Genomic DNA, 11,526 nt, shown 5'->3' with positions numbered 1-11,526 from the left:
ACCGCTTCTTCTGAAATATAGCCGACAGTACAACAAAAATAACTTCGTGTCCATAGCGACGGTAGTCTGCTTTTTAACGAAGGATATTTCTCCCTTAATATTCGACTGCTTTTCCCTTTAAACGCTTCCCCCATAAACGACGGCATATTTCTTCATACACATCGACAATTTCATGATAAATCCAATCTTTTGCCTCACCACTATTTAGCTCTTCAAGAAGTTGTTCCTCACGATCGTATAATTCTGGTTATTTGGGATCGTCCCATGAAATTCTCCTTTCAAAAGAACAAAGTTACGAACCATTTGCTTTTTCTTCCTTTTTCTTCTGCAATCTGCTCGTGCGAACTTGCTCGAAATACTGTGTAAATTCGGACTCCCCCGAATAAGACAAGCATAAGTATTCTTTCGCTCTCGTCATGCCGATATACAACAACGAAACTTCTCTCTCACGATCTTCTTCAAGCGCAAATGGCATATTGTCAACATTGACGATAAAAACAGCTTGGAAATCGAGTCCTTTACTACTTTCAATTGTGCTAATTTTAACTGTTTCTTCATCACGGGAAAACTTCCGCTTTGTTGTTTCATCTTCTGTCAGCCAGTAATAAGGCACTTGCTCTTTTTCCAACGCCCGCTGAATAACCCCAATAATATTTTGTTTATACGTTCGTTTCACCCGATACAAAATAAGCATTTCCGAGTAAGGTACGTTCTTCTCGTCATGCAATCGTTTTATTTGCCTTGCAACAAGTTGCATCTCTTGTCCAAAGCTTGCTGCTTTCACAATAGCCGGCTCCGGTCCTTTCCGCCGCGTGCTTTGCGGGGCAATAATTTCTCCTTCAAACTCGCGTTGGGCAACTTTATCACTTAATACCGAATGTTCACGATAAAAATCCCACGCAAATTTCACAATTTGTGCCGTATTGCGATAGTTAATCGTCAATACTTTTGAACGACCTTGAAAACTTAATCCCGTATCTTGCACATATGAGCGTTTTCGTCTATAAATCGTCTGTGCACGATCTTCCACAAGAAGAAGCGATTGTGTTTCTGGGTTTAGTAGCTTACTAACGAGCGCAAGCCATTCGGAAGAAAAGTCTTGTCCTTCGTCGATTAAAATAGCGTCATACATCGGCAAAATCGCTTCTTTTTTATCAATCTTTTCTAATATGTGCGGAATTTGTTGTTCTGATATTTTTAAATCATGTTTCAACCATTCGTGAAAGTTGCGTACGATAATTTGCTCACTCGCTGTGTTTGCCATCGCATTTTCTTTCGTAAAATCAAAATCGAATAACGAATCAGGTTCACTTAACATGTGCGCAAGCATTTGTCGAATCCCCTGCGCTAGCGAAATGTTATAACACAAAATTAAAATTTTCCAATCGGGATGTTGTTTCGCCAACAGTTTTGCGCGACTAGCTAAAATAAGCGTCTTTCCGCTTCCTGCTACTCCGCGAATCAGACGGTTTTTATCTCCAAGCTGTTTTGCTAAGTTTTCTTGATGCAAATCCATCGCTTTAATGTCATGAAGGGATAAAAGCACTTGATCTTGATATGGCGTAGGTGGACGAAACTCCGCGCTGATGCGCACCTCTGGAAAAAGGTGATAACGGATCGCATCAATTTCCTCTTTCGTTAACGGCGTGCGCAATCGATACGGAATGACAAACATATTCCATATTTTTTCAAACAACACTTCTTCGCTAAATGTTTCTTTGTCTGGATCAATTTCATCCCGCAACAGACAAAAATTCGGATCAATAACTGGATACAATTGCTTTTTCACTAAATCTTTTTGCGAGATTCTTGTAAACACAACCCCATAACCGTAAGGAAACTTTAACTGAAACTGATACTTTCCTTCTAAGTGGACTAAATTTTTGTCTTTTTTTAACACATCAACAATGTGAAATGCGTTATCTCTCGCTTGCTTAAACGGGCTTTTTACTGTCGCCTGCTCGCCAGCGCTATTTACAATCGTCCATTCATCATTATTCAAATGAAACAACGTCGACAATGTATAATCTTTCACCTCAAGCACAACAAGCCCTAAATCGGGGCCAATAATGACAAAATCCGGTCGTCTCCCCCGAATCTCCGGTTCATAATAGACAATATAGTCATCTGGTAAATACGTTTTTAGCGTTCGAAACAACAACCGCTCCCCTGCTGTTGCACTCGAACGAATCGTTTCCGGAATCGTGTACGCCATCTCAACCAGCTCCAGTGGAAAATAGGATTTTTATCCTATTATAATATGAGATTAGGAATATTGTAGATAAAAGAGTGAAAATTTCTTATATCTATCAATGAAAATTGCCCACTCAAAAGCAGAGTGGGCGTCCTAAGTAATACATGACTATTTGTTATTAAGGATAAACCAATCAACACAATGAATCAAAGTTCTTTCTATATGTCTCTTTCCTTCCATGCAAGTCCATTGTTGAGTGTACTATAATATGATCAACCTAAAAAACTATTCCCTCAATAAATTGAAAAAGGGGCGACCCATGGCAAAATTCTTCTTGTCTCTTCCTGAATGTGATCCCAGGCAACCCCCTCTACGTTTTTAGTGATTCACAAACGCACCTTGTTATCACCTAACTGATACCCAAAGTGCTTCAACAAATACTTGCCCACCATCTCCTCTACTTCTTCCTCTGTGAGCATATCCAAAATCATCGCCCCACCAACGATATTTAAATATTTATTAGCCTGAACAAAATGGTCCCGCTTAATTTCAATGCCATTTTCCTCAAGTCCGAATAGGCATTTTAGGATTCCTTTCGTGATCGTACGATTGGAAGTGAAGTTGCTGGAAAAGAATATAACGCTTCTTGCTGAAAAATCTTTGCTGCAAAAGAAATTCGTTAACCAATAAGGATCTTGTTTGTTCGATTCATCATATGTCATATAGCCGACCCACCAAAGCCGGGCTAAAATGTGCACAAATAACGAACGCTTATTTCCGTTTTTGAAAAATAAAGCTGTATTTATGCGTTTGTCGTTTTTGTTTTCCAGATCTTTCTTTAATCGATAAAAAGCAAATTCCCTCAACTGCAAGTGTGCAAGCCCGGCCCAAAGCCTTTCTTGCGTCGCTTGATTCACCGTCAAGTGTTTTAACGCTTCATAGATCGCTTTGACGTTTTCTTTGTCGCTAATGGCGTAGTCCGCTTCCATATTCAACGCAGGCATTTCAAACGGGATGTTGGATTCGAGCACCTTTCCCTCTTCTTTCAAATAGTTGTCAAACCATTCATGATCTTCATTGTAGTAATGTTCCTTATAAGAATCGTAATTGCCCCTTAAATCCATTAATGTTTCATCCGAGATGAATTTTAACTTCAAGTTAATCCTCCGTTCTATGAAGCTTTTCGATTTCTTCAAAACTCGCTTTCAGAGGTTTTCTTAAAACGAGCTGTGCCGCTTTTAGCGGCGATAACACGTCCGTTCCCACGTCTTCTAATCGATAATTATTTTCTTGGAAAATTTTTTCTAACACTTGATACCACGTATATTCCTCCAAATCCCCGTTCGCTTCGCTAATTTTAGAGAAAACATAGACTAAAGCCGGAACGATGACTGCCGCCAATATCGTATTTTTCAGTGGCGAATGGGCGCTCATGGCATATTGGTGATACTCGTACTCCGGTAAATAAATCGTAATATTATTCGAATGGATATCGACATCCATATAATCATTTTTAAGAGATTTTGTGACCGTCACAATAGAAGGCAAATTCAAAAACTCGGTATGATCATCAATGAGCGTTGTTTCGATCGCCTCTCCGATTGCGAGTATATTTCCTTTTTCAAACGTCAATGGAATGCCTTTATACCAGTCATTTAAATATTCATTCGTATAATTGTGAATCGCTTCTTTTGCGATGACAAACGAATGAAGCACAATCTTTCCTCTTAATTGGTGGGTCGGGATTGAAATTTCCAGACGTTCCTGATGCGTTTCGAACGCTTTCCGATAGCTCGTTTGCGAACATTCGACGTGAATTAAGTATACGCAGGAACGGTTCTCTATCAATCTTTTAATCTCCAGATTATCCAAATAAAAATGCGCCTCGATTTTTACTTCGCCGAATTCTTCTTTGACATCCATTTTGGTGGAGAAACTCGTTTGTTTGTAATCATCGTTGTTCATATACAATACTGGGTATGGATATGAGACGTTAATTTTCATACAGCTCCACCTCCATGACGCAATAATTCGGATATTCGATTTCCACATTGATAATAAAAGGCTTCTTGGCCGGAATTGAGTGAAGATCGATTTTGTTGGCGCCGTATTTTTCCACTGTCACATTTGGATCGTCGGTTGTCGCGTTTTGAATCGGTAAATCAAAGTCGTTCTGTTCCCCGATCACTTTAAAGATGAGCCGACCCTTTTCAATCGCTTTTTTCGCCGTAATGACAAAACGATACTTTCCTCGTTCTTTGTCAATACAAACATATCTTTGCGCAATTTGAATCGGTTCACTGCTTCGTTTCTGCTGCCTTTGTCGATCAAAGCCGCCAGTCATGCCTTTATCCAATTGATTTTGGCCGCCGGGATTTTGAACTCCGCCTCCGCTATCTCCCCCGCCACTATGTTTTCCCGATCCGTTTCCTCCTTCCTCTCCAGTCGGGGTAATCCCATATTCTCCGGATAATTGGGCCTCAACATCTTCGGTGGTGAGACCTCTTTGCCTTGTGGCTTTCCTACTCTCTTCCTTGATTTCTTTTTTCAAAATCTGTTTAATGCTTGAATGGAGAGATTCTGTTTTATTAACTCCCTGCATGTTGACCAGCTTTTTGTTAGGGAGAAAATCGCTCAAACCGATCGCATCCATGCTGTCTGTAATTTTTTCTTGAAAATGTTCTTTTACCGCGTTTCTAATAAAAGACCTTAAATCCGCATAAACTTTTTTCGCTAATTTAGGGTCTTTTTCATAGCGCTCAGGCGACCATTCATTATGAGCGGGATTTTCCATTTGCTTAAAAATCGTATTCATGTTTTTTCCTGTAATCATCAATATTCCAGTAAAAGAGATACTGCCGCTAATATTTTTTTGTTCAAAAAGACGCATACCAGTCGTTCGCGTCATCAGCACGCGTCTATTTAAATCTTCGCCGTTCATCAAATATAACGTGGCTTCCCCTTCGGCAAAAGAGATTCCTTGCTTATACCTTTGGGCTGGATAAGCGACTTTGATTGTTTGATCGGAAGTAAGTAGATGGAAGTAATGCTGCAAATGTCGATTTTCTTCCGTATCCTCTAAATCGCTAATTAATTGTGCAATATTCTTGTCACTAATTTCAAAATCATTGATTCGAACCACCAATTTTTTCTTATAAATCGTGATAAAGAAGTTATGCAACACCGATTTAATGATTTGTTGTTCCCAATCTTCGCCAGGCTCAAATGCCGTTACATATATATCCGTTCCGGTATCTTTTCTGACAAAACCGGGCTCTAAAAATAATTGCTGAGGAATTGCATTGGAATTTTCGTTATGCGTGTAATAACCATTCCCTAACGTGATCTCGTTTGGATTCTTTTTGAAAGACATGATATTGGCTACGCCGATAAATGATTCATAGTCCGTGATATCAAGAGAAGAATAAAATAACGTCCGCAATTTAGAGTTCAAGAAAGGAGCCGATTTCCCAATGCCAAAACTGCCACCGGAGCTTTCATGCTTATTCGATGACCCTGCTTCCTTTACTAATGAGCTCCATGGAGATCCTAGTTCCCCTTCTTTCGCTCCTTCAAGCCCCTTTGTATTAAAATCGCTGATTCGCAAAATTTGTATAGTAGGTTGTTGAACGATCTGTAATGCGTTTTCTAAAAAATACTCACATTGTTGGTTTTTTCCCTTCCACGTTTCTTGGCATTTCAGAAACACATCTTTTAACTCGTTAATGCCAGGTACTTTATTCATATCCGTTGTAAAACTACTGAACTCTACAATAACAGGATTGTTTTCATTTTTTACGGCATCTAAAGAATTTTGACAGATTTCTCTTGTTAATGACTCTAGAGCGTTTCCTCTAAAAGTTTCCAGCCCGGCATGATTAATGGAATTAATTAATCCACCCGTTGCGGCAGGAAAATGCCAAAATGTATTCATATATATCCTCCAAATCTCCGAGCAGTATAGTATTATCAAAAAAATCTTAAATACGCACCACAATTTTATCCAATTCCATAACAAAAAACTTTCTGTATCTGATGTTTACAGTACAATTGAGGTAACCAAAACCATTAACCTAAAACAACAAATTTGTTACCTCGATTAAACAATCCCCAATATCAAACTATTATTTGATTCAATGGCCGAAGTCAGTTTACTAAGGGTTCCCCTCATCGGGATACGACCGATACGATTCTTGTCATTGATGATGTCCTTCAAAAATTCCTATTCATTCCGGAGAATCTTTCATTTATCGTCGATGAAAATCTCATTGATTTGTTGGCTCAGCACCTTTTCAACCAATCCGGCATTCGTTTCGATGTTCAGCAAGTCATCAAAATCCCCATATCGTGGGAGTTTTAACCACTCAAACAGACCGCCGAACAATTCGATCAAACGTTCAAAGGCAACTACCGATTAATCCTTATTTTTAGAGAAGAAGGAGGAGCCATTGTTGTTCTCACGCTCTTTGGAGCGTATTTTAACTTCTTGCACCTATCTAGCGCCCTCGAGAACCGAGTTACCGTCGCCATCTTGGAGTTAGACAACTCTCACAAATAACAGCGTGATGAGGCAACCACAAAAAACTCATACACCTCATATGTTTTGTTCCTACATTACATTTGCTTATTCTCCCCACCCCTCCTCTCAAAGTACACATGCAACCGATACTCGCAAATCTGTTGCGTCCATTCGTATAGCATGTGTTCGTCTTCTGGCGCGATGGGGAAGGTGAGCGAGAAGATGTTATTCGCAAACGAAACAAGCCCGTTGGAACTGCCGCTCCATTTGGTCATCGGCATTTTGGCGATGAGTTTGGCGACTCTTTGTTCGTCGTATTGCCATAAGCGCTTCGTTTCCCCGTCGGAGAAGTCGATGCGTTTTCGGTATTCTTTTTCCGTTAAATATTGATGGAAAAATGGTGCGGCTTCGGTTGGTGTCATTGGCAAATGCCAACGTGACGTCCCTCGGTTTAGCATCGCCTGCAAGACGACCATTTTGTAGCTTTTTGTCATCACTGTTCGCTCGACTTCGATAAGCCATGATTCGTACTTTAAAAACACTTCTTTTTCCCGCTCGGACAATTCGTCCGCCCAGTAAAGAAAGCCGACGTACGATTTGAATTCGTCCCTGTATTCTTTTGCTTCACTTCGTCCATGCAAATGAAGTTCAAGATATGTCGGACGGCGGCCGAGCTGTTGTTTTACGTCGTAATAGTCTACTAATAATTTTTCTTTGCGTGGTTGGCGTTTTCTGCGCATTTCTTCTAATAAATGAACGACGCGAACATCAAAGTCGACGACACATCCGTCTGGAACAACAGGAACCATAGATTTTCGTTTTTTTCTCTCTTCTTTTTGCGTATCGAATAAGGCGAGTTTCACATCGGCGTTGCGATAGTTTCCGATTAAATCGATAATGACACAATACTGTTTGGCTGGATGGAGACGCAAGCCACGCCCAACTTGTTGAGTGAAAATCGTTAATGACTCGGTCGGACGAACGAATAATAGCGTATCAACCGCTGGAATATCGACGCCTTCGTTAAATAAATCGACGGTGAAAATCGCGTCTAATTCGCCTTTTTCGAGTAGTTCAATCGCTTTCGTGCGCGTAATATGTACTTGTTTTGAATGCAAACTCACCGTACGGTAGCCGTGTTCGTTAAAATAATTGGCCAAAAAATCCGCTTGGCGAATGGAAGAACAAAACACGAGCGTTTTCGTTTGCTTATATTTCTCCCAAGCTCGCAAAATATTTTCTGCCATTTCTGTGCGCAACTGCGCCTGTAACAATTGTTCTTCATCGTAGCGGTTGCCGCGCCAGGCGATTTTCGTATAGTCGGTGTCATCATACACGCCATAATACCGAAACGGCGCAAGCCAGCCGCGCTGTACTGCTTCGATAAAATCAATACGGTACGCCACATTCCCGTCACAGAGCGCATATACGTCTTTATAGTCGTTGCGATCAGGGGTTGCGGTAATGCCGAGTAAAAATTTCGGATGGAAATACGCAAGCACCCGTTCATATGACTTCGCAGCGGCATGATGAAATTCGTCAATGACAATGAGATCAAACGCGTCTTTCGCAAATATTTCTAAATGTTTTTTCATGCTTAGCGTAAAAATCGACGCAAAGACGACATCGGCTTGCCTTTCTTTCATTTTGCCGTCGTAAATGCCAAACGTCTTATCGGAAAGCACTTGCGCAAACGACCGCTTCGCTTGATGTAAAATTTCTTCGCGGTGCGCTACAAATAGCACTCTTTGAAACTTTCGGGCGAAAAAAGCAGCTAAATACGTTTTACCTAGCCCTGTTGCCATAACGACCATCGCGCGATCGTATCCTTCCGCATACGTTGCTTCTAGCTGGGCGAGTGCTTCCACTTGTGCAAAACGTGGTTGAATGACTCCGTATGATGCTTGTTCATCGTGAATGACTTCCATCTTTTCTGTCATTGCAATAGGAATCGTCAATTCTACTTCCTCTAGCTTCGTCCATTGTCGCACGAGGTTCGTATGACGTTGATGATAAATAGCATATTGTTCTTCATACTGTTGTAACGTTTCGGCATTCACTTGCACCGTTTGTTCGGCGTAAAAAAGCGTTAAAAATTCATTCATTACTTCGGCAAAGACGTTTTCTTCCACGCATTTATGCACGCCGATATTCCATTCTACACCGCTCGTTAACGCTGAACGAGATAAATTGGACGAACCAATAATAAAATACCCATCATCTTCATTCTCAAACAAATATGCTTTCGGATGGAAAGAAACGCCGTCACTTTTCCATAACCGCACTTCAATGTTCGGATGGATCGTGATAAGCTCGCGCAGAGCCTCGGGTTGTGTGACATATAAATAATCGCCCGCACAAATTTTAATATCGGCTCCCCGCTCCGCTGCACGTTGGAGCGGTTCTTTTATGACCTCCACGCCCGACTTCATCACAAACGACGTTAAAATATAAATTGTTGAAGATGTTTCGATATACTCGTTTAGCTTTTCGATCAAATGACGTTTAATAAACTCGACTTTACTCATCGTGTACCTCAATTAAGAAAATTTTCTCTTTAAACCCTCCTCGTTGTTCCGCTTTCGATGCACGAATGGCTTCGACTTGTTCCATCGTTGCCCCGTGACATTCAGCAAGCGCATAAATAATTTCCAATAAATCAGCTAGCTCTTCCACCGCTGTAACATCATCTGAGGCATTCATATATTCCTCTAATTCCTCAAACGCTTTTTTTCGCAGTTCTTGGCGATATTCCTCATCACTTAATGTTCGCGTTGTAAATGTCTTCCCTGCTTCTTCAATAATTTTAGGAATCAAATCTCGAACCAATTTATTATAAACAGGCATCGTATCCTCTCCTCTACTTTTTCTTCATCTGTTACATATTTTACTAGAATTTTTTCATATATAAAAGAATCATCATAAAAAAGGAAAAACCGAGGATTTCTCCCTCGGTTTTCAATACTCCCCCTCTAACAACTCCCGCAATTCTTTCACATATTCCTCTGATCCGGTGATGATCATGCGGTCGCCGATGCGCATTTCGGTGTCGCCGTGTGGAACGATCGATTCGTGCCCGCGGAAAATGCGGACGATGATGCAATCGCCTAGAAATGGGAATTGGCGGAGAAGCACACCGTGATAAGCCAAGTTGTTCATTTCGATTTCGTGAAGTGCGATATCTCGTTGTGTTAACATATGGACGACGTTTGGTGATTCGATAAACGCTTTTAACATCGCTCCTGCTGAGAGGGCGAGAGAAATCGTTTCGACGTCTATGCTTTTTAGTTGTTGAACAACCGATGGTGACTCTGCGAAGGCGATGACGCGCGGGGTTCCTTGCTCTTTTGCCCACGTTGCGATTTGGGCGTTCGTCTGTTCGTTACCTGTTAAAACGACGACAACGTCAGCTGTTAGTGCCTCATGTGCTTGTAACGTTTCGAATGAATAATCATCGATATCGACAATTGGGAAAATGTGTTCCGTTTGTTCAATTTTGTCTTGGCGAATATGGTATAGCGTTGTTTCATATTCATCTGGAGACAAATCACGAACAGCTGCAAGCGTAAATTGATTTGTACCAATCAATTTGACCATCTTTTTTCGTTCTTCTTTTTCCACGCGATACAGCTTTTTAAACATAATCGGTGAAACGACGCTCGTGAGCACAGCGACTAAAATCAAGGCGCCTTTCATATTTTCGTCAATCATCCCCATTCGCTCTGCGATCGTTGCCGCTGCGATAACAAGCGACAAAGTAGAAACGAGTAGAAACCCTGCCGCAAGCGTTGTATTGCGATCATACCAAATGCGCAATATGTACACCGGAACGACTTTAGAAATGACAAGTGCGACAAATAAAAGCGGAATAAGCAATAAAATATCGAATTGCGTAAACAATGGCCGAAGATCTAAATTGACACCGACCATTACAAAGAAAATCGGGATAAAAAAGCCGTAGCCGAACGAATCGAGCTTATGAACGAAATCTTGATTTGGCGCCAGTAAAGAAACGAGAACACCGGCAAGAAACGCACCTAAAATATTTTCCGCACCAAGCGTTTCCGATAGCGCGACGAGAACGATAATCAACGCAAATACAGCGCGCGTGCCAATTTGAATCGTCCCTTTTGCCATCGTTTCGATAAACGAACGCTTTTTAAAATATTTACCTGCAAAGTAAAAAATAACACCAAAAAGAAACAATCCAAGCAACAACCATACATTTCCGTGACTCGGATCATGCATCGATACAAATACAGCTAAAAGAACCATTGTTACTAAGTCCGCAATAACCGCAATTAATAAAATCGTTTGTCCAATCGTTGTTTTCATGAGTTGGGCATCTTTCAATGTTGGAACGACAACACCAAGCGATATCGTAGAAATAATGAGTGTCATTAAAAAGGCGTTATCGATATAACCGAGCCAAACGAACATGTACGAAAGAGCGAGCGAAACGAGAAAAATGCCGAAAAATACAATAGAAGCGACGAAAAACGCATTTGGCTCTTTTTCTTCCTTCCCCTTCTTTTTGTTCGCAAAGGCAGAAAAATCGATTTCTAACCCACTTAAAAACATTAAAAACAAAAATCCTAATGTCGATAACGTCTCTAACCACATATCTTGTTCAACAATATTGAATCCCGTCTTTCCGATGATAATTCCTATCACAATTTCCGCTACAACGACAGGAATCATGTGCAGGCGAAAACGGTGCAATAAAAGTGGCGTAAGGAAAGCGGCAACAATAACGATAACTAATGATGAAAGCGATGCATGCATCCTTCATTCCCCCTTCCAATCTTTTCAC

7 protein-coding genes and 1 pseudogene are annotated in these 11,526 nt (G+C 40.8%); all 8 read right to left on the bottom strand.

Annotated features, from left to right (window positions below; all coding sequences use genetic code 11):
- Positions 1-128 (bottom strand): annotated as a pseudogene (locus ETB99_RS07905) (transposase); the annotation flags it as partial.
- Between the two features lie 164 nt (positions 129-292).
- Positions 293-2,215, bottom strand: coding sequence for a 3'-5' exonuclease (locus ETB99_RS07900; protein ID WP_171700343.1), 1,923 nt, complete (start codon positions 2,213-2,215; stop codon positions 293-295).
- A 365-nt stretch (positions 2,216-2,580) separates the two neighbouring features.
- The gene (locus ETB99_RS15015; protein WP_253263585.1) at positions 2,581-3,351 is read right to left on the bottom strand and encodes a DUF6339 family protein; all 771 of its coding nucleotides are present in this window, start codon (positions 3,349-3,351) and stop codon (positions 2,581-2,583) included.
- A gap of 1 nt (position 3,352) precedes the next feature.
- Positions 3,353-4,198 (bottom strand): hypothetical protein, encoded by an 846-nt coding sequence (locus tag ETB99_RS07885; protein WP_171700342.1) that lies wholly within the window; start codon positions 4,196-4,198, stop codon positions 3,353-3,355.
- Positions 4,188-6,128, bottom strand: a complete 1,941-nt coding sequence (locus tag ETB99_RS07880; RefSeq protein WP_171700341.1) for a hypothetical protein — start codon at positions 6,126-6,128, stop codon at positions 4,188-4,190. The genes ETB99_RS07885 and ETB99_RS07880 overlap by 11 nt, the downstream gene beginning before the upstream one ends.
- 680 nt (positions 6,129-6,808) lie before the next feature.
- Positions 6,809-9,241: a DEAD/DEAH box helicase family protein gene (locus ETB99_RS07875; RefSeq protein WP_171700340.1), complete on the bottom strand. Its 2,433-nt coding sequence runs from the start codon at positions 9,239-9,241 to the stop codon at positions 6,809-6,811.
- Positions 9,234-9,560 carry a nucleoside triphosphate pyrophosphohydrolase gene (locus ETB99_RS07870; RefSeq protein ID WP_171700339.1) on the bottom strand — a complete coding sequence of 109 codons (327 nt, stop codon included), beginning with the start codon at positions 9,558-9,560 and terminating at the stop codon, positions 9,234-9,236. The genes ETB99_RS07875 and ETB99_RS07870 overlap by 8 nt, the downstream gene beginning before the upstream one ends.
- 111 nt (positions 9,561-9,671) lie before the next feature.
- Positions 9,672-11,498 (bottom strand): monovalent cation:proton antiporter family protein, encoded by a 1,827-nt coding sequence (locus ETB99_RS07865; protein WP_171700338.1) that lies wholly within the window; start codon positions 11,496-11,498, stop codon positions 9,672-9,674.
- Positions 11,499-11,526: the final 28 nt, after the last annotated feature.

It is taken from the genome of Anoxybacillus sp. CHMUD (assembly GCF_013096965.1).
GTDB classification, from domain to species: Bacteria; Bacillota; Bacilli; order Bacillales; family Anoxybacillaceae; genus Anoxybacillus; species Anoxybacillus kestanbolensis_A.
The sequence above is the reverse complement of the archived record's forward strand: the minus strand, read 5'-3'. Positions and strand labels throughout refer to the sequence as shown.